The organism is Vibrio sp. OPT20 (assembly GCF_963889365.1).
Classification (GTDB): Bacteria; Pseudomonadota; Gammaproteobacteria; order Enterobacterales; family Vibrionaceae; genus Vibrio; species Vibrio splendidus.
In genome coordinates this window covers 26,731-51,778 of record NZ_CAWPOA010000066.1, presented here as the reverse complement: position 1 = coordinate 51,778, position 25,048 = coordinate 26,731, and the positions used below count along the sequence as shown (strand labels likewise).

The following is a 25,048-nucleotide window of genomic DNA, read 5'->3' as shown; positions in this document are numbered from 1 at the left end:
TCTCAGGACCATTATCCGCAGTGAAAATGATGATGGTGTTATCGGCAATACCGAGCTCTTCCATTTTCGCCATCATCTCACCAACATGGTCATCAAGATCTTTCATGACCACTTCTTGAAGTCCCCAACCGTTTTGGCCAAGCATGGCTTCGTATTCAGGTGACAGGTGCGTCCAAACGTGACCACGTGATGGACAGTACCAAGTGAAGAATGGCTTATCCGCTTCAACCGCCCTTTCGATGAAGTTGATCGCGTGTTTATTAACTTCATCGTCGAGTGTACGCATACGCTCAATCGACAATGCACCATCATCTTCGATCGTTTGACCACCTTTACCGTCTGATCTTGCGTAAATAACATTACGAGGTGCAAACGCATCCAAAGATCCATCTTTTGGCCAATCTGGATCTTCTGTGTATTCCATTGCATTCAAGTGATACAACCAACCCCAATACTCATCAAAACCGTGCATTGTCGGTAGGAATTCATCTCTATCACCAAGGTGGTTTTTACCAAACTGCCCCGTGACATAACCCATGGTTTTAAGAACCTCAGGAAGCGTTGGCGTGTCGGCACTTAAACCAACTGGGCCACCCGGTAACCCAACTGAGTGCATGCCTGTTCGAACAGGAAGTTGCCCAGTTAAGAATGCGGAACGCCCCGCCGTACAAGAGGGTTGTGCGTAATAATCAGTCAGTAGCATGCCCTTTTCAGCAATACTATCGATGTTCGGTGTTTCGCTGCTCATCACACCATTGTGATAAGCACTCAGGTTTGAGATCCCAATATCATCCGTGAAGATAACAAAAATATTCGGTTGCTCTTGGGCTGACCATGCTGATAGCGAAAAGCTACTCAACACACTCAGAGTAACAAGGTGAAAAATCCTTTTCATAGAATGTCCTTATACTGTTTCAGATTGCTCTTTATGAATCATTTTTATTCCTACCAAACCAAAGCCAAGCTCCAATAGTAGATAGACGACAAGTAGCCAGTGAGGCATGCCATCTATCAACAAGCTAATGACTCGGCCGGCAGCCAAACCCAACATGAAGACCACCAAACTGTAGAGTGCTGGCAGTCGGTATTTCTTTAGTAACGCCCCTGCTATCCAAAACAGAGCCAACGCTAAGTACAACCCCATCACAGCACGAAAGATATGAGTGACATTGATAGGGCTAGCATCAATTCCGAAAAGATAATCAAGGGAGACAACGGGGGCATAACCGTACGACAACGCAATCGGTGTTAAACCCAAAACAGCGACGAACAAAAAAACACTTTGTGGCTTCATATCCTTACTCTTTTAATTTGGCTCTTTTCAAAAAACATAGTCTACAATCAGCAATATACAAGTTGCATATGTGGAAAATGGATAGTTAAAACACACATTTACATTCGTGCTATTTCACATCGAAGATAAGGATATCAATATGGCTAAATGGCATTACCTACTCGCATCAGCATTGGCTGCCAGTTCAACCGTAAATGCTCAGGAAGCAAGCACACAAGCGGATACAAAAAAGTGGCAACATAGCATTGAAATTTACGCACTGGCGCTGAATATTCGCGGTAGTAGTACAATTGGCGGATTACCTCCAACCGATGTAGACGTAGACCCTGAATTCATTATGGATAATATCGATATGGGTGCGATGTTGCGTTTAGAAGGCATTTACAACAATCAATGGGGTTACTATGTAGACTACAGTTTCATGGAGTTGAGTGGCTCAGCAGGCTTAGTTCAAGGTGTAAATGATAACCTCAGAGGTAGTACCGATATCAGACAAGGTGTCTTGGAAGCAAAGGGCTTTAAACGTTATCAATATGACATCGGCGCAATTGATTATATGGTTGGTATACGTTGGTGGGACAATGACATCGATACGAGAATCTATGGACCAAGCGGATCTACGACTGAAATAGAACGACTAAAAGTGGATGAAGATTGGATCGATTACCTTGTCGGTATTCGCTGGACCAAAGAACTCAGTAAAGATTGGACAGTGCACACCAGCTTAGATATCGGCCTTGGTGCTGACACCGATTTTACTAGCTCGATATTAACCGGCGCTCGCTATCAAATTAACGACTGGTCGGATTTAAATCTGGCGTATAAATCCACTTGGGTTGATTACGAAAACAAAGGTACCTTTGAATACGATACCGCTTCGCAAGGGTTCCTGATTGGTTGGGCTGCTCACTTTTAATTACAGAGTCAGGATATTAGAAATTTAGGTAAGCCAGATTCATGGCTTACCTTTCAAACGAAGTCTACCTTTCACGAAAAGCAGCTGGTGACTTACCTATGGATTCACAGGGTGTGGCACAATACATTCTTTCTTCATGATAGTTAAGCCAGCTTCGAGAGTTTCTGTCCAAGCTTGTTCAACGCTTTCATCATAGTGAGGATCGTATTTTTTAACCGTATTGAGTAACGAATTGAACCACTCGTTGAGCTCAATCTCGGAAATATCCAGTCCTAAGTCTTTATGCCTTTTACCCAATTTCTTTACTGAGTTACGCACGCTCGGCAGACCAGCAGAATTATAGATAAGAATGATCGAGGCTTTAAGCATCTTGGTTTGCTGCTCTAACCCTATCTTTTCAAAACGTTCTGAAAACCTTGGATTATGCTCGCAAAAATCCGCCAGAAAGCTCTCCAAAAATTCTTGGTCAATCCGGCAGCGCTCAAAGCTCTCATAAAACAGTTCGTTCGGTTTCATCTAGCAAGTCCTTTGCAATAGTCAGCAGGTTTTTAAAATAACAGGTTAGTTCAGAGCAGCGATAAACTAACTCCGAACTATCAACACACTCTAATTATACGCCACTGTGGCATATTTTGAACGATGACATAAGGCGAACTGTGGCATAACGTAAACTATGACATAAAGCGAACTATGGCATAAAGTGAGTTGCACAGATCTTGTTTCCATCAGGATCTCGCAAATAAGCCATGTACAAGCGACGCTCGTCAGAACCTCTCGCTCCGGGGCCGTTTTCAATGCTGGTACCACCATTTTCGACGCCAATCCGATGCCACTCATCTACAACTTCAGGAGAAGACGCAAGAAAACCCACCGTCATGCCGTTGCCGTGAGTCGCAGGCTGACCATCAATCGGCTTCGTTAAACCCAACACACCCGTTTGACTAACGTAAACACAGCGCCCTTTGGGATCAACAGAGCCTTCGCTATAACCAAGCACCTTCATGATTGGGTCATAAAAAGCCTTCGCGCGTTCAATATCTTCGGTACCGAGAAAAACATGGCTGAACATAACTAACCTCTTCTTTTATTGAAAGAACCACCTAAACTAGACCTATAATTCGTGTTTGTCTAGGCACGCTATTCGGTCACAACTGTTGCTTAACCCATTGAGCAAACACCTGAAACTTAGTTCGTTGCTCCATGCCTTTCGGACACACTAAATCATACCCTTTGCCCGATTCAATGCTCATAAGAGGCGCGACCAACAAGCCTTGTTCAATCTGCGGTGTCATAAACTCTAGCCGCCCTAGTGCCAGTCCCATCGATAATATCGCCGCATCCATCGCCAAGCGGTTATCGCTGTAATAGTCACACTGAAGTGCGCAGTTGGTATCACTTTGAGCTTCAGACAACCAACGCTGCCACGCAGTAATATCGCCACTGTGAATGAAACGAACATCGTCTAAGTGTTGAATGCCTTGGTCTAGTTTGAAGCGTTTCGCGTATTCAGGGCTACACACAGGAGTTCTTACTCCACTGAATAATCGCTCGCTGTAATGGTTTGGGTAATGGCCTTCGCTATAGAAAATTGCCACGTCATAAGGTTCAAACTGGAAGTCTGACTGGCTCTGTTTGGTTTGCAGCTTGATGCTTAGATTCGGATACAAGCGTCTGAATTCTGGCAAGCGCGGCATTAACCACGAGGAAGCGAAATAAGGCGATGTCGCGATGTACAGTTCCCCACTTAACTCACCCGTTTGAATATCCATGAGTTCGGAAAAGATAGACTCAAACGAGACGTTCAACATGGATAACACGCGCTGACCTTCTGGCGTCAGCTCGAGCTTCCTTGTCTTGCGCACAAACAGATTGAACTTCAATTGTTGTTCGAGTTTTTTAATGCGATGGCTGACCCCTCCCTGCGTTAAGAAGAGCTCATCGGCGGCAAGCGTAAAGCTTAAATGTTTAGCCGCAACACTGAAGGTGTGCAGCAGTGACAGCGTTTGTTGGCGATTTTCGAACAGCCCCATGCATTAACTCCACTAATTCATAAGTCGTCGTAACTGGTTTGTCGGCGTATGTAACCATCATATAAATTAAACCAAGTAATCTACAACATTAAATGGTGAACAGCATGCAACAGAATCAAAAACTCAAAGTAACCGTGATTGGTGGTGGATCAAGTTACACCCCAGAGCTCGTTGAAGGACTGCTCAAGCGCCATCACGAATTACCTATCTATGATCTGTGGTTGGTCGATATCGAACAAGGCATGGAAAAAGCAGAGATAATCGCGGCGCTCACCAAGCGAATGATAAACAAAGCAGGCTGTGAGATTAATGTTCACCTCACCACAGATCGAAAATCAGCCCTGAAAGACGCTAATTTTGTCTGCTCACAATTTCGCGCCGGAAGAATGGAAGCCAGATTACGTGACGAGAGGATTGCTCTGAAGTATCGCATGATCGGCCAAGAGACCAACGGTTTGGGTGGCTTCTCTAATGCTTGCCGAACCATTCCGATTGCACTCGATATAGCGAAAGAGATGGAAGAACTGTGTCCGAATGCGTGGTTACTCAACTTCACCAACCCATCAGGCATGGTAACGGAAGCACTGATTAAGCACTCAACCATTAAAACCGTTGGTCTATGTAACGTTCCCGTCAACATGGAGCTAGGCGCGGCGAAAATGCTCGACGCAGAACGTAAAGATATCACGATGCAAATTGCCGGATTAAATCACCTAGTGTGGGCTCGTAAGGTGCTTCATAAAGGTGAAGACAAGTTGGGAGAACTCATCGAACAACTCCTTGGTGGTAACGATCAAATGATGCCAAAGAACATCCCTCCCTTTGAGTGGGACGCAGAATTGATTCGTTCTCTGAACATCGTTCCTTGTGCTTACCTACGTTACTACTACCAATCCAGAGACATCTTAGACAAAGAGTTTGCTGCGTCTGAAAACAGCACCAATCGCGCAGATTTAGTTGCCAAGGTTGAACAGCAGTTGTTAGAAATCTACAAAGATCCCATGCTCGATACCAAGCCTAAATTGTTAGAAGAACGAGGCGGTGCTTACTACTCTGAAGCGGCCTGTGAGCTGATGAGCAGTATTCACAATAACAAACGTTCTATCATGCACGTCAACACTCGCAACAATGGTGCGATTCAAGGATTACCCGATGACTGTGCGGTAGAAGTAAGTTCAGTAATCACCAGCAGTGCAATCCTGCCACTGAACGTTGAACCTTTTGATAGCGACACGCTGCGCTTGATTCAGCAGATGAAAGAGTTTGAAGCCTTGACCGTTAAAGCGGCGATGACGGGTGACATCGCAACAGCAAAACGTGCCCTGATCTTAAACCCTATCGTCGATAGTGGCTCGCACATCGAAGAAGCTTTGCAAGAAACCATTCGCGAGAACTTAGACTTCATGCCTGCGTTCGCTCATCGACTCACTTAATGTGGCCTTTGTTAGCAGCTAATAAGTTCGGTGATAACAGTTAATAAGCTCGGTGATAACAAGCTAATGAGCTCAGTGACAGCAGAGTTCATTCAAGATATTGAATCCAAATTTTTTAATAAGAGGTCATGATGAAATTGATACTCAACGCCGATGATTTCGGCCTCACTGAAAGCGTGAACCATGGCATCGTTGACTGCTTCAAGGCGGGTTTGGTTAAGTCGACCACCATCATGATGAATCAACCGGGTACACAGCACGCGATTGAGCTCTATCATCAAGGTTTAGTCCCTGAAGTTGGCTTGCACTTTACGGTCACCGCAGGCAAACCACTGACGTCACCAGAGTTAGTTCCGAGCTTAGTCGACGAACACGGCCACTTCTTTAGCAACGTCACCCTGTTCGATAAATCAGACGTGAATGAAGATGAGGTGATGCTCGAACTCAACGCGCAATATCAAGCCGCTGTCGATGCCGGTTTAAAGATTAACCATATCGACAGCCATCACTTTGGTGGTGTATTTAAATCTCTAAAAGCAGCGTTTACCCGCACAGTGAATCGCATTGGTCTGCCAGTTAGACGAATCGATAACATCTTAAGTGGCCAAGATGCACTGCGAGTGCCAACGCCAGATGCTTTCGACATGCGTTTCTTTGACGAAGGCGTATCACTGAATGGCCTCCAAGATTTATTGCTGAGCTACCAAGCTATGATGCCTGACGGTGTGCTTGAGTTAATGTGCCACCCTTCATCAGTGGCAAGTGAACAGCTTAAGTCCCTATCAAGCTACAGTGATAAACGCGTCGATGAACATCAGCTTCTCACTAGCCCTGCGCTAAAACAGTGGTTGGCAGACCATCAGGTTGAGTGCATTGGATTCAACGATCTCAGATAGTTTTTTAATTCAGGGCTACTCAACGATCCGTTGTGCGCCCTGTCCTTGGTCATGCAGAATATCTTCAGGGTTCAACAAGTGGCATTTCTGCATACTCAAACACCCGCAACCGATACAGCCGGTTAAGTTCTCTTGTAGCGATTTAATCTGCGCCATTTTACTGTCGAGTTGCCCCTGCCACTTCTTAGCAACGCGCTCCCAATCTCGCTTAGTTGCGGTATGGTTCATCGGCAGTGTCGATAATTCTTCGGTGATCTCTTCTAGCGTGAAGCCTATCGACTGCGCGACTTGTATCAAAGCAATTCGTCTCAACATCGCCGACTGATATCGACGCTGATTTCCGTTAGTACGAATCGAAGCAATCAACCCCTTGGTTTCGTAAAAGCGTAAGGCCGAAGGAGCCACGCCACTGCGCTCAGCCAACTGGCCTATGGTGAGGTATACGATGTTTCTCATTGTTACACTATCCTTGAGATCATAAAATATTTAAAGCTTACTTTAACTTTAGAATAGCGACCTATTGTTACCTTAACCAGTTAATGTCCTTAAACTTTGACAACGGGCGCAATGAAAAGAAACCACGCAAATGGCTGCTTTGTTTTATTGTCGTGTTCTCGCTCTCTAAATCTGACTCATGATAGATTTCAGGCTCTCGGCGATTTCGGCGTTGATGATCTCACCCGTTTCTACATTAAAGTTGTCGTAGAAACTTGGCACCGACATCGAGCCCTTCACATCAGCATCAAAGTAAGGTGCAGAATGTACCGCAGACGACAACACAGAGCTTGCGCCGCCTGAGCCTGATGATGTAGAGAGCATAACAACAGGTTTGCCTTGGTACACTTTCATGTCGATTCGTGATGTCCAATCAAACACATTCTTAAAGGCTGCGGTGTATGAGCCGTTGTACTCTGCAAAAGAGATGACCACAGCATCAGCTTCGCCAATCTTGCTAAAAAAGCGCTGCGCGTGTTGATGAACGCCAGACTCTTTTTCTCTGTCTTCACTGTAAATAGGCATCTCGAAATCATTAAGATCGAGCACCTCTACTTGCGCGCCCGCGGCTAAGCTTGCGGTGTACGCTGCCAATTGTTGGTTAATCGATGCTTTACTGTTGGTTGCGCCAATTGCTAATACTTTCATTGTTGATCCTTGTTCATTTTTCTCACCTTTTTGCACTCATGACTTCAATTACGGAGCTCAAAGTTCATAACTGAAGATTCGTAACGTCTGTTTGATAACATCAAAACCTGCACTAGGCGACAAGGTGATAGATTGTGTTTTAGATTGGGGATGATGATAAAACCTCAAGTTAACTTGAGGTAAAGCGATATTTTCAAAGAATAGGAAATAGTTTAAAAATAAAGGTAAAACAGTGAATTACCGCAGAAAAAACATGAACTTGTATTGCATAGACAAAAAGAAGCACACCCAAAATGCAGTGGGTGTGCTTTATTGAGGTGTTATTTACTTAGATTGATTTAATGGACTGACACCCGAATAGGCAACACCCGATAGCTCGGCCATTTCGCGATTCCATGTTGCCAAATCGTGAGGATTAAACTGATTCAAATGGTCGTGACCACACGCTCTCGCCATTACTTGCATCAATTCAGTCGAGGCTTCGAAGAAGTTCTTCAATTGGTTCGATGCCTTCTCGACATTTAACCGTTGGCGTAAATCGGCTTTTTGAGTCGCGATGCCCGCCGGGCAATTATTGGTGTTACACATACGGGCAGCAACACAACCTATCGACTGCATGGCACTGTTCGAGATAGCGACACCATCTGCACCAAGCGCCATCGCTTTTACGAAGTCCATTGGAACACGAAGCCCACCAGTAATGATTAAGGTGACTCTGTCACTTACGCCTTGCTTGTCTAGATAGGCTCTGGCACGGGCAAGCGCTGGAATGGTCGGCACACTAATATGGTCACGGAACATTTCTGGCGCCGCCCCAGTACCACCGCCTCGACCATCCAAGATGATGTAATCGGCACTGGCATCCAATGCGAACTGAATATCCTCTTCAATATGATTGGCACTCAACTTGAAGCCAATTGGGATCCCGCCTGTCACCTCTCGAACCCGGTCGGCGAACTTTTTGAAATCCTCGACGGTTTTTAGATCAACAAAGGTGGGTGGAGAAATCGCGGCTGTACCTGCTTCAATACCGCGCACCTCAGCTATCTTGCCAATGTTCTTCGCCCCAGGTAGGTGACCACCTGTTCCGGTTTTAGCACCCTGCCCACCCTTAAAATGGAAGGCTTGGACATTTTTGAGCTTAGATTCATCGTAGCCAAATTGTGCGCTGGCTAATTCATAAAAGTAACGTGAGTTCGCCGCTTGCTCTTCGGGCAACATGCCGCCCTCACCCGAGCAAATTCCCGTTCCCGCCAGCTCCGCGCCTGTCGCTAAAGAAATTTTCGCTTCTTCAGATAACGAACCAAAACTCATATCAGACACAAATAAAGAGATGTTCAATTTAAGCGGCTTTTTCGCTTTTGGCCCAATAATAAGCTCAGTACCGACTGGCACATGTTCCAACAGAGGTTTGGTCGCCATTTGAGCAACCATCACTTGAATATCATCCCAGTGAGGTAATAGGTATCTTGGAACACCCATTGAAGTCATTGGCCCATGGTGACCCACTTTGGATAAGCCATCTCGTGCTAATTGATGAATGAATTCGACCGTGGGCTCTTCTTTGGTTGCAGAAGCCGCAGGTGAGAGATCGGGCGTTGCCGCTTGGATGTGAACATCGGGGCCTTCTTGGCCCACTTGCTCAGCCGTAAACTGTTTATGGGTGCCATCACAGAAAGGGAGATTGTTCGAATACTTACAGCGGCACAGGTAAGCGTCGCCGGTTTCCTCGGCCACGAAACTCTTCGGTTTGAAGCCCGTTCCTGCATGAGAACCATCACAAAACGGTTGGTTTTTCGATTTCCCACAGGTACAGAAGTAATACTCCTCCCCTTCTGTTAGCTCGACCTTAACGGGTTTGTTATCCGCTATTACTGGATTCTTCATAGTTCGCTCACCTTTTCTTTCTTATGATTTGATGACTGAAGCGATGACTTGCTCACAAGAGTAAAGTAAAGGTGAGATACGCGGCTAATTCAATAAATGAGCCAGAGAAAACAAGCTGGATAGACAGCCTAAAAACAGAAATCTTGCTGATTCAACACAAACAAAAATGGCCACCAAATCGGCAGCCATTGTGTTTTAAATCTGAGTCTAAGCTAAACGTGAAAGGTTAATCGAATAACTCGATGACCAGCTTGTTGTCTTTAATCACTAGATTAGGTTCCGATGACTTGATCAATGACTCTTGAACCTTGTTGCTCTCCAGTTTGTAAACCGGTGACTGGGACAAAGCAAAGCCAATCATAGAAACGGCAGGCTTAAGTAGTTTGGCGACCTCAGGCGACAGTTGTTTATCTTTTTCTTCAAAGCGCTCTAAACGCAGTGATTTCAAATAAATCTCGCCACTCTCTTTGTCGTATTCAGGAATCGCACTGAACTCGATATCAAGATCCAACCTCATATTCGGCACGTTAAACACCTGAACTTGTGCATTGGTATTCGCCAGAACAGAAACGCGCTCGGCATCAACTCGGCCAATTTGCACCGCTAAGTCATCGACAGCGACTTGCGCATACATAACGTTTTGTACACCCACTTCTTGCTCTAACATCACCGAATCTTGAAGGTAGTTCGTCATTTCTTGTTCAGTCACGCTATAGCTCACACAACCACCTAGCACCAGCGCAGACGCTGCCAAAATGAACTTTTTTGCTACGTTAATTATCATCAATATCAGCTCTTTATCGTTAGTGATTAGCGCGGAGTTTACTGTGTGATCATCAATAAACAAAACAGTAAAAACACGATATTCGTGAATACCTTTAATTAATAAGCATAAATATCAGTAAGTAAAGCACCAGATTGGCTTTCTCGCTTGAAGCACTGCCACTTACTTGCTCAACGTTCTTAGGTTTGTGTACTCGAATTAATTGAATTTTGCTTCTAAGCTTATGGGATATTTAGGGGGCTTACTGAAGGTTTCATCATGGTTATCGAAACATGAAGAGTGAGCACAATGCCATCAAAAAGAGTATCACCTGAGCCAATAACTCGTTCTGTGATTTTGTTATGCAACACCGCATGCCTGCACCATAGTCAGTGGGTTGGAGAACTGCGTCTCCATAACTGGGAAGCTCAAGTTGCAGAAACGACCGAACAGGCCATTCACTTACTCGATACACGCAGCGAAAGCTACGCACCAATTGTGGTTTCTTGTCTAACATCATCCTCAATCGACAAACAATGTGAGCAAATATCAGCGTTAAAGGTTCACTCTCCAAGTTTAAAAGCAATCGCTATCTGCAACCAACCACCAAGCCGCAACTTATCGCTCATTAAGCAAACCTTTTGGGATTATTACCACCTCCCTATTGATACAGAATGGCTTTGTCGAAATTTAGGACATGCGTATGGCATGGTAGACACCAAGCAAACTAAACCTAAGCCTGTCTCGTGCCATGAATGTCAATTGGTGGGGCAATCCAGAACCATCCAACAACTTAAAAAGAAGATAGCCAAGATCGCTAACAACGATTTTCCAGTGCTGATTCAAGGGGAAACCGGAACAGGAAAAAGCCTATGTGCGCGTTTAATACATGAGGCCTCAGCCCGCAGTCAAAAACCTTTCATCGCTGTAAATTGTGGCGCAATTCCACAATCCCTGATTCACTCAGAGTTATTTGGCTTTGAAAAAGGCTCGTTCACGGGTGCAAACAAACGCTACGTCGGACACGTGGAAAGAGCGAATGGTGGCACACTATTTTTGGATGAGATCGGCGACCTTGAACTGTCGCTGCAAACTTACCTGCTCCACTTTCTTGAAAATAGTTCGATAGAACGACTCGGTAGTAATAACCAATTGCCCGTAGATTGCCGTGTAATTTTCGCCACCAACGTCAATATCGAACAAACCGTTGCTGCGGGTAAATTTCGAAAGGATCTCTTTCATCGCATCAATGTACTTCCATTAGACCTAGTACCACTCAATGATCACAAAGAAGACATTGAAGATTTGGTTCGATTTGAACTGAAGCACAATTACGCATCCAAAACCAAACTGCCTAGTGACACCCTTGAGCAAATGAAACAGTACCATTGGCCAGGCAATGTCAGAGAGTTATTCAACTGCATAAAAAGAGCGATTGTTCTTTCTAATTCAAGCGTCCTCTCTACTCGTCATATGGGGATTCAATTGAAAGACGCGTCGCCCGACGCAGAAAATGATACTCGACTTTCGTCAAAAAATGTTCGTCGAGTGATTCAGCAACACCACTACAATATTTCCCAATCCGCTAAAGCGTTATCTATCTCTCGGACAACCTTATATAAGCTAATCAAAAAACATCAGATAGTAATTTAAGTCGCCTAACTAGCTAAATAACTAATAAAGCAGCCTAACGAACTAGGCTGCTTTAGAGTTTAGTCGTACTCAATTAATGAAAGTACTTATGGCTCAGGTACAGTAAATGGACAAACATCACAGGTTGCAATGTTCGATGTTTCCATAAATGCTTGTTGTAAGAACAGCGAGTCAAACGTTGCTGTCACTTGATTAGATAGCATCCCTGCAGTTCCGGTTGGTAACACATTTGGTGCATAAGTTTTACTTACTTGTGTACACACTTGACCAATCGCATCACCAAAGTTCGGTATCCACTCTCCTTCACCCGTTTTACAAGCAAACAGCTCAGGGTCGGCACTTAATGCACTACACATATTGCCAGCACCACATGTGGTCACATCCTCAAGATCATCACAAGGTAAAGCAAAGTCGAGGTAATAACTGCTGTTGACTACTTCAGTAGGTAAATCAGAACGGCTCAAAGAGTCATCCTTAGAATCCACCAGCGATTCAATGGCCAATGGGATATCACCGGTATTACATATTTCAACATCATAGGTTTTCTTAAGCACAACTTGACCGCCATCAACCTCTAAGAAGCTATTACACACCTTAGAAATTTCAACCATCGGGCTCAAGTCTATTGGTGGACAATTGTAGGCCACTGGCGCTTGAGCATTCACGATAAGCCCATCAAGATCCACTGAACCATCTATCACGCCGACGGCACCGTTATTTACAGACAGATAATTCCCCATGATTGCGAATGACTCACCGACACTCCACACTTCATCGCCGTTACCAACCACTGGAAGCGCACCTAAGATTGGTGACTCAGATAAAAAGTCCACTTCGTAGTCACCATTGGTGCCTAACGAACCAGGGCCAGTATTGGTAACCGTCACGGTATAATCGATATTAAACATGCCATCAACCGTAAAACTGGTTGTGTTACAAGTCGCCGCTATATTGATGCTACATAAACTGAATGAACCGACAACGAAGTCAGCCAAAGATGCATCAATCGAACGAGAAGCTCGTGACTCCACTAAGAAGCTACTGAAACAAGGAATATCCTCAATACCAAACTCATCATTCAACAGAGCTGACAAGTTTAATCGACCTTCCACAAAGCTTTCTGTCGGAATAGAGGTTGTTTCACCCGTTTTCGCGAGATAGTCCCAACCTTGTACATTGGGTAGAGCAATTGCCCCAATAGAATCATCATTTGAAATCGCACAGATCTTCTCGACGCCGACTGCACCACTGCCACATCTTGCACCAACGAAGTCATTCGATTTAGGGTCACCGTCCGTTTGGAAAATTCTCGTCATGTTGTCGGTGACATCACCATTATTTAAATCCCACTGCAACACTTCTATATACGGATTACCGCCACTTGCTTGTGGGAATGAAATCAGCACAAGGATGTCTCCATTGATATGCTGTCCAACAAAGTCGCCCTTAGTTTTCCCATCCGGCAATCCTACTTGGTCTTGTAAGAACCAGAAGCCAATGTACATATCACCATTGTTCGCATATCGGTCTGCACCAAAGTAAATCAGCAAGTCACCTTCGCTTTCAAAGGCAGCGGCATACGCATTGGTAAAGTCATCTTTTGGTTGTGGTGACGCGGTACGGAACGCCCAATCTGTAATGTCGGAATCATCTTTTGATCCACCCTTCCAAAAGATTTGGTCGATACCGTTACGGTCTTTTTCGAAAAATTCTGCAATCCCAACCATGCTGTTGGGATCATTTACATCGTCCCAATCAATACCAATATTATCACTGGTCGCGTTACCATCGAGTTCCATCACATCAACAGTAGCCCACACCAACTGGGGGCTACTAAACAACAAAAGCACACTAAGTAAATAATTTATAACCTTCATGTTCTCTCTCCATTTATCCATACTTATGCTTTTAGGGTTTTCTGCCTGCCCAAATTGGAGAAAATCCATTAGCAATTAGTAGGTTCGATAGAGCATATTCCAAGCCAAGTTCAACTTGTTGAATTGATTGATGTTTATATATAGAAGGCAAACCTTTATTGGACGCTTTGTTATCATTTGTCCATAAACCAGAGATTTGACCAAACAATCAAGGGCTTGAAAAGATGAACAAAGTGTCTACGTCAGACATTTTTTTAGCTTTGATACGAGGAGAGTGATCTTTAAAAGGTACAATCACGTAGCCATTGCTAGATTATTGAATAACAAGCGATTGAATTGACGGGTGCCGACTTATAGGGTAACTGAAGGTTAAGGTCGTGAAATGATAGGCGAACAGACGATGACACAACTTACGATATTTTACGATGGGACATGCCCGTTGTGCGCAAAAGAGATGGCGGCACTTGCCAAGCATGATCCCGAGAATAAGATTCAAACCATCGATATCTACAGTGAAGCCTTCTCAGACTACCTTCAGATTGATGCCGACGCAGCCAACACCATTTTGCATGCACTTGATGAGAATGGAAAACTGCTGCTAGGTTTAGACGTGACCTACCAAGCGTGGCGCTTAGTAGGAAAAGGTTGGCTATACGCCCCTTTACGTTGGGCGATATTCAAGCCAGTGGCCGACTGGTGTTATCTTCGGTTTGCCAAGAACCGGTACAAAGTCTCTTTCTGGTTAACTGGACAGTCACGCTGCAACGGAAACAGCTGTACTAAATAGCTGTACTAAATTGCATTGGAATTAAGATATACCACTGGCGACTTTGTAGTAAACAATACCAAACAGCGCTGCGAATACCAATACCGTGACGGCCACTTTCAACCAAATAAACTTCATGTTTTGTCCTTACTAATTTTGTTTACTGTTCCACGAGACAAGTTATCACAACGAAACATTAGGTTGTGTAATGATTGATAGAACTTTGTAGTCAACCTTGATTCCCAGAGAGAACCTTTATGTCGGCAAAAGAGAGAAACCTTCCTACACATCGAATTTCGAGATTCAGTAAGTTTGCCTCGCTGGCGACAAGGGTCGCGGGTAATGTGATAACGGAAGGCACCAAGCAACTCGCACAAGGTAACAGGCCTAAAGCAAAAGACTTAATGCTGACGCCGCAGAACATTGCTCGCCTGACTGACCAACTGGCACACCTGCGCGGTGCAGCGATGAAGTTAGGCCAAATGTTATCAATGGACGCTGGCGATGTCCTCGAACCTGAGCTCGCCGACATTCTTTCTCGTCTACGCTCAGACGCCGACCCACTACCAACAAAGCAGCTAAACCAAGTGCTAGAAAGCTCACTCGGCATCAACTGGAAAGCCGAATTTCTTTCCTTCAACTTTAAACCTATCGCTAGTGCGTCCATAGGACAAGTTCACCAAGCTTACAGTGATGCGGGAGACAAACTTGCCATCAAAGTCCAATATCCAGGTATTCGAAAAAGCATCGACAGTGATGTGGACAACGTAGGCACATTGCTGAACATCGTTGGGTTGATACCCAAGTCCGTCGATTATAAAGGCTTACTAGAAGAAGCAAAGAAACAGCTCCATGATGAAGCGGACTATGCTCGCGAGGCTGACTACGCGACACGTTACCATAATGCACTGAAAGAACACGCTCACTTCGTCGTGCCTAAGATTCACCCTCAAATGTCTTCAGAATCAGTGCTCACGATGGACTTCATTGAAGGTGTCTCGATAGAGCAAATCGAAGGTTACGATCAAGGTACTCGTGATTTTGTCATGCGCAGCTTGCTCGAACTCATGTTCAGGGAATTGTTCGATTTTAAGATGGTGCAGACCGACCCTAACTTCGCCAACTACCTTTACGTTGAAAACACGCGCCAGATTGGGCTGTTAGATTTTGGGGCAACCCGAGAATACAGCGACCGCTTCAGTGATGGCTATCGTTTGGCTTTTACCTCTGTGATTAAACACGATGAGCAAGGACTCAACAAGGCATTAGAACAGATTGGATTCTTTAGCGAGACGATTCTCCCCGAGCAGCGCCAAGCCATCCTTAACTTAGTGACTATGGCGTGTGAACCCATGTTGGTTGATGAAGACTACGATTTTAAAGCCAGCGGACTCGCTCAAAAGCTTCGTGAAGCTGGCACCATCTTGAGCATGGAACAAGAGTATTGGCACACGCCACCCGCAGACGCTCTATTCCTCCATCGTAAAATCGGTGGCATGTATCTGTTAGCCGCTCGCCTTGGAGCTAGGGTGAACATAAGTCGTTTGGTCGCTCCATATCTCATCAGCGATGACACTTGATTCGTTCTTAAATAGTGACGGTTAATGATTAGCAGAGTGATCATTTCGTGCTGCGCAAGAGTACTAACAGTTACGCCAACTAAAATGAGCCAAACCTATGAAACCTTCACTGCTGTGCTCCACCGCCCTAATCGCGAGCCTAACAAGTTCATTCGCTTTTTCAGCAAGCTGCCCTGATATACTCAACGGCAAACAAAGGCTGTTAAATTCAAACGAAGAAATTGAGCTGTGTGAAGAATTTCAAGGCAAGACTTTATTAATCGTGAATACGGCAAGCCAATGCGGTTTCACGCCTCAGTTCGAACAACTTGAGCAGCTTCACCAAACGTATAAAGATGAAGGGTTCACGGTTGTTGGTTTCCCAAGCAATGATTTTCGCCAAGACAGAGGAAGTGAGAAGCAATCCGCTAAAATCTGCTACCTAGATTATGGCGTCACCTTTCCGATGATGGCGCGCGCTTCACTCTCTGGGCCAAACGCAAATCCAGTCTTTTCCGAAATCCAACAACAAGCCGGTATCAAACCGAAATGGAATTTCTACAAGTTCTTGGTCAGCAAAGAAGGCAAAGTGATAGCAACCTTCCCGAGTTCTACATCGCCAACCAGTAGCACCCTCAAAAATGCAATAGAGCAGCAGTTATGAGGTCAGATTACATGGAGACAACTCAAACACGCAACACCATGGCCAAGCTCGGTTATATGGGTTTAATCCCCTTTTTATTCGGCCTACTGTTATCACTCACCGACAGCCAATTCTTTAGCTTGAGCGGCGAAACACTCTTCATCACCTACAGCGTGGTTATCTTGAGCTTTTTGTCGGGCATCTTGTGGGGCAATGGGATAGAGAACTTCGAAAGCCAATCCAGCAACAAGGCTCTGATTCTAAGCAATGTTATTGTGTTAGCAGCGTGGCTAGCGGTGCTACTCGGTGAGCAGCAAGAGTTCCTCACCACTCTGATTCTGATGTTAGGCTACATTGCGGTTTGGCGAGCGGAGAGGTCAATGAGAGAAGAGAACCAAAGTGAAGGCCCCGACGGCTATTTTGATATGCGAACCCGACTGACCTCTAGCGTGGTGTTAATGCACGGTATCGTAATGCTGACTTAAGCCAGCGTATACTGGCATCTAAACAGACACAGTGAAACTTGAACTAGACGATGAGTTGCATGACCAGACGAGGCTCATCGTCACCGAAATAATTGCTCTCTTCCTTGATGGTCACGAACCCCATCGACAAGTACAGCTCACAAGCCGAGTTGTTATTTGGATCAACAGTAAGCAACAGTTTGGAATCTTGTGGCAATGTTTCTATCGCCTGCTGCATCAATGAACGGCCAATCCCCATGCCTCGGTAAGCAGTATCAACAGCCAGTGACAACACCCAATACTCTTGTTGTTTATCGGTTGGCGTCATTAACACATAGCCCGCAACCTGCGAATCCTGTTTCGCCACCAACAAGCCCTTCCCCCAGCAATCAAATGCCTGACGAAAGAAAAAAAGCGGATAAGCGTGATCGCCAAACAAAGCATGTTCAAGCTGGTAGATATCAGCCAGTTCTTGTTTTTCCGCACAAACAACATTCATACATCGACCTTAAATAGATTAACCATAAACTAAACAAGTCAAACGAACCCTACTGACGGCTCACTAACAAATTCGCACCAGATAAGGCAAGAAACACAGAACATGCTTTATTGAAGCGCTTGGCCATTTGAGGTTTTGAAAACCAATTTCGTAGATATAAGCCAAAGGCGGCATAGATAGAAATCGCGAGCATTTCTAACACTAAGAATGTGCTTCCGAGGATGAAGAATTGCGTGTTTACATTAGCGGTGACATCAACGAATTGAGGAAGGAATGCAGTAAAAATGAGTATCGCTTTTGGATTGCCCGCCGCGAGTGCAAACTCTTGTTTAACCAGACCAAACCAGTTCTTATTTCGCTCGATATCCGCGACCGGGCTGGCTTGTGAGCGCCATAGGTTGAACGCGATCCATAACAGGTACATCGCACCAAATAGCTTGATCAGGAAAAACAACGTTTCAGAGGTGTAAAGCACAACCGCTAAGCCAGATGCAGCCAAAGCAATCATGCCAGAAAAAGCGAGGATTCGTCCCAGGCCCGCTACAAAGGCGGCCTGAAACCCATAACAACGGGCGTTGTTCATTGATAACAAATTGTTTGGGCCCGGTGTCATGTTGAGCGCAAAACAAGCGGGGATGAACAGCAGTAACTTCCAGATTTCCATTGGTGCTTCCTAATTGCCAGATGCCGCGGTGATTGAATCGTTGAACGAGACTTTACCTTTTATAACAGCATTTAATATCTTTGGTAGCAACATTTGAAAGCAGTAACCATTCTCTGGCGCACCGTGCTAATTAGTTCTCAAAAAATTTCTCATATTCTGGCGTAGACAAATTTTCCGCGACGCCAATTTCACCGACAATATAGATAGCACTCGCAAGGGTTTCGATGGTTTGATTAAGCTCTCTATCGGGCACTTCACCAACAACAGGAACCGACGGGCGTGCAGACGTTGATTTGCAGACCACGCTTTCACAAACGATATTGTGTTGTTCCTGCTGAGAAACTTCTGGCGGCTTGAAATCTGGTGAATTGAAGTCGGGAGCACTCATACCCTCGCTTGAAAAATTAGAGGCGCTGTATGAGGCAGCTGAAAACAGAGAAAGGAGCAGCATCCACTTATTCATATATCTTTCCATCGTTAGCTTTCGTTATATTTATAAATACTATCTAATTAAAATAATTATGAACAGTGTTTTATTATCAATAATTCATATATTTCTAAACGCTTATCAGGATACCCCGCACTCTAGATGAAGTGAGTTCAACTTACATGTGACTGCTTACCTAGCGTAAACTTATCGAGCAGCGCCTGCGGAACAGGAATAACAGAGTATCGAACAAAGACGACTAACGTCACTATTGCCACAAAACTGCCTAAAACAAAGTCATGAACATCAATCAACACCCAACCAAGAAGCCTGTCACTGGTAATCGCAAGTATGGCGATACTCAACGCTGCCATCCATTTACGGTGATCATAAGGTAAATATTCCATTTTTTGGCTCACGATATAGAGCAGTGACAGCCTCACGGCATAAGTTCCACAAAGCACCACCACCACGGCCCACACGCCATAAATCGGTGTCACAACAAGATAGCCAATGGTTGCTAAGATCGCACAACCACCCTGTATCCACATTTGCGATTGGCTTGAGTGACCGCTGAAACAGCCAAGGTTAAAGTAATCCCCAGCGTTCTTAATCACACCAATCGCCAAGAGTGCCACGACAATCGTGCCTGCATATTGATAACTGCTTGGCAAAATCAAAGTAATAAAACCAGGTACAGTAAGGATCATCAAACAACCCAATACAATGGCCAGATTAACACCGACCAGCGCTCTGTCCGCACACTCTTTCTTGCCATTAGGTTGTTGCAACATGGCCACCCGGTTTGGAAACCACCACAGAGCATAAGGCTGCAGTAACAAGCCAAGCAGCAACGCAAACTTGCCACTGACCGCATAGATTGCAAGTTCTTCAACACCAACAAAGCTTGCCATCACCCAACGGTCTAGGCCTGTAATCATGTAAATAGAAGCACCACCGACTAACGTGGGCAATCCAAACTTTAGGATCTTAGCGGAGTACTTGAGGCTGCCAAATGAGCCCATCTCCTGCCATTGATAACGCAGTAAACACAGCATCAACAACACACTCGAAACAGCGGCAGATATTAGTACACCATCAATGCCATAACCTGCTTCAAGCAATGCAAACGTCATAGCAGCTTGCACACTCGCCTTCAACACATTGAGCATGCAAAAGCGTTTAGCTAACGCATTCATTCGCATCAGTGTTAACGGGATAGAAATCGCACCATCTAACATGGTCGGTATTAGCAAAAGTAGGATTTGATAAGGTTGGAACTCGACGGGAAGCATCAGCAACAACAACGGCATACCAAGAGCAATTAAAGCCCCTCCTAGCACACAGACCAAGACACTCAACGTGAAACAGTTCGAGACAAGCTTTCTCTTTTCTTCACCCTCAGCGACGCCCACATACCGGTACATTGCCTCAACAATCCCAAAGCTAAATAAGATCGTCCCGATGTCAGCCAACAAGACGATGGCTTCTAAAGAACCGTATTCAGCCAACGTCATCTTATGGGTGATATAGGGGATCATCACGAGCGAGATCCCTTTCATCATCACGATGCCGATGGCGTAATAGGCCGACTGTTTTAATGAACCCATAGAAGTCACCTATTCCTTACAATACAGGCATTAGGAAACTTTTACAGTCCCCAAGAAGATGTCGTAAGGTTCTTTTTTGAGGAGCCAACGCTAACGAGCGGATGCTATAAGACATGGCCCGTCGGTTCTGTTGTAAGCCTCTGTAATAGTCGGCGTAACCTTCTAGTATTCTTGCATTTGCAATTTTGAAACTGGACGTCCGTAAGTTCCATCTCAGACTGTCATCTTGGTAACGTTGAAGAATGGTTTCGATAGACTGCAAATTTCTCAATTTATGACTTTCAGTTTGGGTAACGGAACTCGCTCTCATCAAGTAACCAACCTGCACGGAGTTAAACACACCGATCTGATGGCTTTCACTCATTCGAAGCCACAGTTCCCAATCTTCCCCATACTTAATGTCAGCATTGAAACTGTCTGTTTGAGAAAACACATCCGCTTTCACCATGACCGTCGATGTTCCAATCACATTGTTTTCAATGATGAACTCTAGCGGGCTCTCAATATTAATGAACAACTCGTCTTGGTCTTGAAACTGCGACCAGTAACTAAAACAGTCGACTATCACTTGGTAGTCTTCAGTGAGGTGCTCGTAGTTAGTAAAGCTCATCGCAAGATCTGGGTAGCGCTGATGGAACTCGAGTTGTCGTTCGATTTTTTCTGGAAACCAAAAGTCGTCCGCGTCTAAAAAAGCAATGTATTCACCGGTCGCCTTTTCAATCCCTAGGTTTCTCGCTTGAGGCGCACCCACACCCAAAGTGGATAATTTAATGATGCGTTCATCATGGATTGACGCGAGATAAGTCGACGTTCCATCGTTGCTGTTGTCGTCAATAATAATCAACTCCACGTCTTGATGTGTCTGCTTCAGTACGCTGCCAATTGCCTTAGGCAGGTAATCCAAACAATTGTAGGTCGGGATAACAACACTTACTTTAGCCATAATGACGCCCCCAGAATTATACGTTATATGGCTGACGTTGCAGGTTCTATGCCGAGAGTGTATTGCTATGAAATCACTTTTAGATCAGTCGCCTACGCAGACACTCTCAAAATGACGAACAGGGTGATCAGACATGAGCGTCAAAACTCCAATTTGATTATCAATTTGAGAAAATGAGCGACTTCTGGGGGGATAACCTTCGGAAAACCATCGAAAGCCCTCCAAAGCTACGATTTTATCTTGGTTCGTATTTTGCTTATTTGACTTTAATAGCATTAGTCAAAGGAGCAAAAAATGAAGAAAGTAGCATTTATAGCACCAACTTATCCTGTACTCAGCGAGACCTTCATCCAAACAGAAGTCGACTCGGTGAAAGCTTGTGGACACAATGTTTGCGTGATGGCATTTGAGATAGAAGAGAGTGAAAAGTCATTTGACTATGACATCATAAAAATTGGTAAGGATGTTCGGGCGGGTAAGATAGCCAGCATCAATTGGTTTGGCTTTCTCCGGGCGGTATCCTTTGTTTCCAAGCAAACCAGTATGCCCAAAAAATCACTGTTCGCTTATGGATTCAAACTGGCGCTGCAACTCGCCGAGAACGACGTCGAACACGTTCATGCGCATTTCTGTCAGCACACTACGGCTCACGCCATCGTCGCGGCAAAGCTTCTGAACATAACCAGCTCGTTCGTGGCTCACGGTCATGATGTTTACGAGTTCGCTTATGATATTGAACAGAAGATTTCGTCGAGTGATTTTGTGGTCGCAGTGTGCAAAGACATGCTCACGGATTTCAACACCATGGCTAAGGGAAACATTAAACTCCTGCACTGTGGGGTAAATACCAAACAATTTCAACTACACCCAAAAACCGAAGCTAAGCAACTTCGTCTCGTTTTTCTTGGCCGATTAGTGGAGCAAAAAGGCATCCACCATCTTATTGATGCATTAGCGCCGATTGCCGAACCTCTCGATATTCATCTCGATATCATCGGTACTGGCGATTTAGAGCAACAGTTAAAATTGCAGGTCAAAGAGCAAGGGCTCACTCGAAACGTGACATTTCTTGGCGCTAAACCTCACGAGTGGGTCAAAGAAAAACTATCGAATTATGACAGCCTAATCGCGCCCTTCTGTTTTTCCGAAACTGGGTGTGTGGATACAGGGCCACTGGTTTTAAAAGAAGCGATGGCCGTGGGCACACCCGTCATTACCACCAACATCATGGGATGCAAAGAGATCGTCTCACCAGAGACAGGTTTTGTGGTTAGCGAAAAGAACGTGGAAGAATTAAGAGAAGCGATTGAGCGTTTCGCGCAGCTAAGCAGTAACGATAAAGCATCGATGGGGTTAAAGGCACGTGAGAGAGTGAAAGACAGTTTTAATTCGATCAAACAAGCTCAGCAATTATCTCGTTGGATAGAGAACCCAGCTCAATAAGGATTAACTCAAGCAGCTGAGCATCACAAGAACAACTCAGCACCATTAAAAACTAAGCACCATAAGAAAACGGAGCACCACAAAAACAAAAGAGCGCTACATTGATTTGAAATGTAACGCTCGTCTTAGCACTACCCATTGGTGGCGCCTTAGGCTTTCAGTAACTTTCCATTAAGAAGCCGAGCTAGCCTGCTCGCAGCGCCAAAATAGACTCAAGATCTTCGATATCACGATATTGAGCGAGTTGTTGCTCTTTCGATGAAATAGCCACAATCGACATTCTATCGGCCAATTCGTTACCTTCAATACCAACGTGTCCGTTCACATGGTAGATGGTAATTTTTGAAGCCAGTTCTTGGTAGAGAGCATACGCAGGCTTAATAATATCGAGGTTTTTGATCTCGCCGCCCGACTTAGTCCAGCCCTTTTTCTCCCAGCCCGTTGCCCACTTAGTAATACAATCAATTGAGTACTTAGAGTCACAATAAATCGCAACAGACAGACCCGCGTTTAACTTCTCTTTCGCGAGAATAAACGCTTGCTTAAGCCCATGTAACTCGGCGGTATTGTTGGTACCAACAGGCTGATACAAGCCATACCACAATTCTGTTAATTGGTTGTTTTGGTAGACCGCTAACCCCGTCCCTGCTTCACCAGGGTTTGGCTCACAAGCACCATCGGTAAAGATCTTGATATCAAAAGGCATATCTGAGATTTGCTGCTCCGAAAGAGGCGGCACCTTCACTTTCGTCGCCTTACCCGCAGAGCTTGGCTTTGTCGCTGTAGAACCTGACGCAGACGACATTTTACCACCGAAAGCAGACTCAGCCTCGCCTAGTGTTGGAAACGATTTATATCTCGCACCAGCAAAGCCATCGACTTGCGCTTTACACTCGTTCCAAGTGGTAAAAATACCCGGTGTGCGACCTTTCCAAACCACATAATATTTCTTAGCCAAACTAACTCCTTACCAAAACCTAAATACACAATACCCACACCTAAAATGATTCAGCTATGGGGTAGTAATTATGCCTGATTACGCTTGAAACACATAAATCATTGCATGAAATGCAGCGTGTGTTTCAAGAATATCTACGTTATCGACCAAGTATAGAGCGTTATTTCTAATCACAAACCTAACGGCTTCTGATCAAGAACCTCTATGTGCTTCAAGGTCTTGTTTTAGTTTGGTCGTTAACTTTTGAACTTTTGGGAGAACTTGTTGCATTAACGACTGAGTCATGATCATTGACTCTGTTGTCACGGTTGGCATTTTTTTCAGAATGCTTTTTCCATGTTCTGTTTTGTAGAAATCGATCATTGCACTGAGCTCTTCTTCAGTGAATTGATTGCTGTAAATCGTTACAATTCCTGGCTCTAGCTTTTGCCAGCTAACCTCCTCTTTCATTAAGTCGTTCATGCCCTGATAGTAATCATCAAAAATAGCTTGTTCTGACTCTGAAACCCCTAGGTCTTTAGACATATTAGCCATCATGCTATCCATTTGAACGTATACCGCGTCCAATGTGGAATCGACATCCATAATCTGAAGAAGCTCTTTTATCAGAGCTTGCCTATCATCTTGTGCCGCTGATAATTGCAGCGGTACGAGTAGAAATAAAATTGCGAAAAATCTATACATTTTGAGGTCCCTTTAGCTTTGTAAAACAGCTGAAATATCTTTCCAAACATCTCAACACATTGAATTACTTGCAAATTTACTCACTTTTTATCCATAAGTAAAACGAATTAAACAGTACAAAATAATATAAAATCAATTGCATTTGAATGTGAGGAATTTATTGGACAGATATGAGGAAGGCGAAGAGAGGAACAGAGCGCTTTTGAATAAAGAACCACAAGAGAACTAGAGCCTAAAAGCACTCGTTTCAAGTAATGAGTCATACACTTGAAACGAGGATAACTAATGGCGTGACACGACGTATCAATTGAGCTACGAATCAGTTAAAAAGGTAATCAACCGCAACGAGGTTATAGAACAAAAACACCGCCATGCTGACGCCGATAGTAAGTAGCACATTGCCTGTTTTCCAAATCAACAGACCTGTGACCAGCGCGCCTATCAAGTATGGGTTTTCAAAGCTTGGCCAAAATGTCTGCTCTGGTGCAAATACAAT

27 protein-coding genes are annotated in these 25,048 nt (G+C 44.6%); 9 read left to right on the top strand and 18 right to left on the bottom strand.

Annotation, left to right across the window (positions count from 1 at the left end):
* Positions 1-895 (bottom strand): sulfatase-like hydrolase/transferase (locus tag AACR09_RS16125; protein ID WP_228010718.1); only part of this gene is annotated, 895 nt, incomplete at its 3' end.
* 9 nt (positions 896-904) lie between these two features.
* On the bottom strand, positions 905-1,294 hold the full coding sequence (locus AACR09_RS16120; protein WP_193835406.1) for a DUF4345 domain-containing protein: 390 nt from the start codon (positions 1,292-1,294) through the stop codon (positions 905-907).
* Positions 1,295-1,433: 139 nt separating this feature from the next.
* Here AACR09_RS16120 and AACR09_RS16115 point away from each other — a divergent pair, with 139 nt between their 5' ends.
* Entirely contained in the window at positions 1,434-2,210 is a 777-nt protein-coding gene (locus AACR09_RS16115) for a hypothetical protein (RefSeq protein ID WP_193835405.1), read from the top strand.
* A gap of 96 nt (positions 2,211-2,306) precedes the next feature.
* On the opposite strand, the gene AACR09_RS16110 is transcribed toward AACR09_RS16115, so the two are convergent.
* The 3 genes from AACR09_RS16110 to AACR09_RS16100 all read right to left on the bottom strand — a co-directional run bounded on the left by AACR09_RS16110 (position 2,307) and on the right by AACR09_RS16100 (position 4,240).
* Positions 2,307-2,726, bottom strand: a complete 420-nt coding sequence (locus AACR09_RS16110) for a globin (RefSeq protein ID WP_029406066.1) — start codon at positions 2,724-2,726, stop codon at positions 2,307-2,309.
* Positions 2,727-2,898: 172 nt separating this feature from the next.
* Positions 2,899-3,279 (bottom strand): VOC family protein, encoded by a 381-nt coding sequence (locus AACR09_RS16105; protein WP_004736381.1) that lies wholly within the window; start codon positions 3,277-3,279, stop codon positions 2,899-2,901.
* A gap of 76 nt (positions 3,280-3,355) precedes the next feature.
* Positions 3,356-4,240 carry a LysR substrate-binding domain-containing protein gene (locus AACR09_RS16100; protein WP_193835404.1) on the bottom strand — a complete coding sequence of 295 codons (885 nt, stop codon included), beginning with the start codon at positions 4,238-4,240 and terminating at the stop codon, positions 3,356-3,358.
* A gap of 104 nt (positions 4,241-4,344) precedes the next feature.
* Here AACR09_RS16100 and AACR09_RS16095 point away from each other — a divergent pair, with 104 nt between their 5' ends.
* Together AACR09_RS16095 and AACR09_RS16090 are read left to right on the top strand one after the other, a co-directional pair.
* Complete coding sequence (locus AACR09_RS16095) at positions 4,345-5,673, top strand: 6-phospho-beta-glucosidase (protein ID WP_193835403.1); 1,329 nt, start codon at positions 4,345-4,347, stop codon at positions 5,671-5,673.
* 131 nt (positions 5,674-5,804) lie between these two features.
* Positions 5,805-6,569 (top strand): carbohydrate deacetylase, encoded by a 765-nt coding sequence (locus AACR09_RS16090; RefSeq protein WP_108121604.1) that lies wholly within the window; start codon positions 5,805-5,807, stop codon positions 6,567-6,569.
* 15 nt (positions 6,570-6,584) lie between these two features.
* Here the strand turns inward: AACR09_RS16090 and soxR are convergent, their stop codons facing one another.
* The 4 genes from soxR to AACR09_RS16070 all read right to left on the bottom strand — a co-directional run bounded on the left by soxR (position 6,585) and on the right by AACR09_RS16070 (position 10,383).
* Positions 6,585-7,025: a redox-sensitive transcriptional activator SoxR gene (gene soxR / locus AACR09_RS16085; protein WP_004736387.1), complete on the bottom strand. Its 441-nt coding sequence runs from the start codon at positions 7,023-7,025 to the stop codon at positions 6,585-6,587.
* Positions 7,026-7,190: 165 nt separating this feature from the next.
* The gene (locus AACR09_RS16080) at positions 7,191-7,712 is read right to left on the bottom strand and encodes an NADPH-dependent FMN reductase (protein ID WP_193835402.1); all 522 of its coding nucleotides are present in this window, start codon (positions 7,710-7,712) and stop codon (positions 7,191-7,193) included.
* 324 nt (positions 7,713-8,036) lie between these two features.
* Entirely contained in the window at positions 8,037-9,599 is a 1,563-nt protein-coding gene (locus AACR09_RS16075; RefSeq protein WP_193835401.1) for a glutamate synthase-related protein, read from the bottom strand.
* 226 nt (positions 9,600-9,825) lie between these two features.
* The gene (locus AACR09_RS16070) at positions 9,826-10,383 is read right to left on the bottom strand and encodes a DUF1439 domain-containing protein (protein WP_193835400.1); all 558 of its coding nucleotides are present in this window, start codon (positions 10,381-10,383) and stop codon (positions 9,826-9,828) included.
* A gap of 288 nt (positions 10,384-10,671) precedes the next feature.
* Between AACR09_RS16070 and AACR09_RS16065 the strand changes: the two genes are divergently transcribed.
* Entirely contained in the window at positions 10,672-12,015 is a 1,344-nt protein-coding gene (locus AACR09_RS16065) for a sigma-54 interaction domain-containing protein (RefSeq protein ID WP_193835399.1), read from the top strand.
* A gap of 86 nt (positions 12,016-12,101) precedes the next feature.
* On the opposite strand, the gene AACR09_RS16060 is transcribed toward AACR09_RS16065, so the two are convergent.
* Positions 12,102-13,892 (bottom strand): hypothetical protein, encoded by a 1,791-nt coding sequence (locus AACR09_RS16060; protein WP_193835398.1) that lies wholly within the window; start codon positions 13,890-13,892, stop codon positions 12,102-12,104.
* A 400-nt stretch (positions 13,893-14,292) separates the two neighbouring features.
* On the opposite strand from AACR09_RS16060, the gene AACR09_RS16055 reads away from it, so the two are divergent.
* The 4 genes from AACR09_RS16055 (at position 14,293) to AACR09_RS16040 (ending at position 17,345) form a co-directional block, all read left to right on the top strand.
* Entirely contained in the window at positions 14,293-14,679 is a 387-nt protein-coding gene (locus tag AACR09_RS16055; RefSeq protein WP_193835397.1) for a thiol-disulfide oxidoreductase DCC family protein, read from the top strand.
* Between the two features lie 236 nt (positions 14,680-14,915).
* Positions 14,916-16,238, top strand: a complete 1,323-nt coding sequence (locus tag AACR09_RS16050) for an ABC1 kinase family protein (protein ID WP_108214307.1) — start codon at positions 14,916-14,918, stop codon at positions 16,236-16,238.
* A 97-nt stretch (positions 16,239-16,335) separates the two neighbouring features.
* The gene (locus AACR09_RS16045; RefSeq protein WP_193835396.1) at positions 16,336-16,881 is read left to right on the top strand and encodes a glutathione peroxidase; all 546 of its coding nucleotides are present in this window, start codon (positions 16,336-16,338) and stop codon (positions 16,879-16,881) included.
* Complete coding sequence (locus tag AACR09_RS16040) at positions 16,878-17,345, top strand: DUF3429 domain-containing protein (protein ID WP_102488137.1); 468 nt, start codon at positions 16,878-16,880, stop codon at positions 17,343-17,345. Before AACR09_RS16045 ends, AACR09_RS16040 begins: the two co-directional genes overlap by 4 nt.
* 43 nt (positions 17,346-17,388) lie before the next feature.
* On the opposite strand, the gene AACR09_RS16035 is transcribed toward AACR09_RS16040, so the two are convergent.
* The 5 genes from AACR09_RS16035 to AACR09_RS16015 form a co-directional block, all read right to left on the bottom strand.
* Positions 17,389-17,823, bottom strand: a complete 435-nt coding sequence (locus AACR09_RS16035; protein ID WP_054541735.1) for a GNAT family N-acetyltransferase — start codon at positions 17,821-17,823, stop codon at positions 17,389-17,391.
* A 49-nt stretch (positions 17,824-17,872) separates the two neighbouring features.
* Complete coding sequence (locus tag AACR09_RS16030; protein WP_102456864.1) at positions 17,873-18,487, bottom strand: LysE family translocator; 615 nt, start codon at positions 18,485-18,487, stop codon at positions 17,873-17,875.
* Positions 18,488-18,617: 130 nt separating this feature from the next.
* Positions 18,618-18,950 (bottom strand): hypothetical protein, encoded by a 333-nt coding sequence (locus AACR09_RS16025; RefSeq protein WP_048614726.1) that lies wholly within the window; start codon positions 18,948-18,950, stop codon positions 18,618-18,620.
* Positions 18,951-19,087: 137 nt separating this feature from the next.
* Positions 19,088-20,524 (bottom strand): lipopolysaccharide biosynthesis protein, encoded by a 1,437-nt coding sequence (locus AACR09_RS16020; protein ID WP_193835395.1) that lies wholly within the window; start codon positions 20,522-20,524, stop codon positions 19,088-19,090.
* 16 nt (positions 20,525-20,540) lie between these two features.
* On the bottom strand, positions 20,541-21,467 hold the full coding sequence (locus AACR09_RS16015; protein ID WP_193835394.1) for a glycosyltransferase family 2 protein: 927 nt from the start codon (positions 21,465-21,467) through the stop codon (positions 20,541-20,543).
* A gap of 294 nt (positions 21,468-21,761) precedes the next feature.
* On the opposite strand from AACR09_RS16015, the gene AACR09_RS16010 reads away from it, so the two are divergent.
* Positions 21,762-22,910 (top strand): glycosyltransferase family 4 protein, encoded by a 1,149-nt coding sequence (locus AACR09_RS16010; protein ID WP_193835393.1) that lies wholly within the window; start codon positions 21,762-21,764, stop codon positions 22,908-22,910.
* Positions 22,911-23,094: 184 nt separating this feature from the next.
* Here the strand turns inward: AACR09_RS16010 and AACR09_RS16005 are convergent, their stop codons facing one another.
* The 3 genes from AACR09_RS16005 to AACR09_RS15995 all read right to left on the bottom strand — a co-directional run.
* Positions 23,095-23,868: a ribonuclease H1 domain-containing protein gene (locus tag AACR09_RS16005; protein WP_193835392.1), complete on the bottom strand. Its 774-nt coding sequence runs from the start codon at positions 23,866-23,868 to the stop codon at positions 23,095-23,097.
* A gap of 192 nt (positions 23,869-24,060) precedes the next feature.
* Positions 24,061-24,552: a DUF2059 domain-containing protein gene (locus AACR09_RS16000; RefSeq protein WP_017065236.1), complete on the bottom strand. Its 492-nt coding sequence runs from the start codon at positions 24,550-24,552 to the stop codon at positions 24,061-24,063.
* Between the two features lie 319 nt (positions 24,553-24,871).
* Positions 24,872-25,048: AzlD domain-containing protein (locus tag AACR09_RS15995; RefSeq protein WP_228010724.1), on the bottom strand; the 177-nt coding region annotated here is incomplete at its 5' end.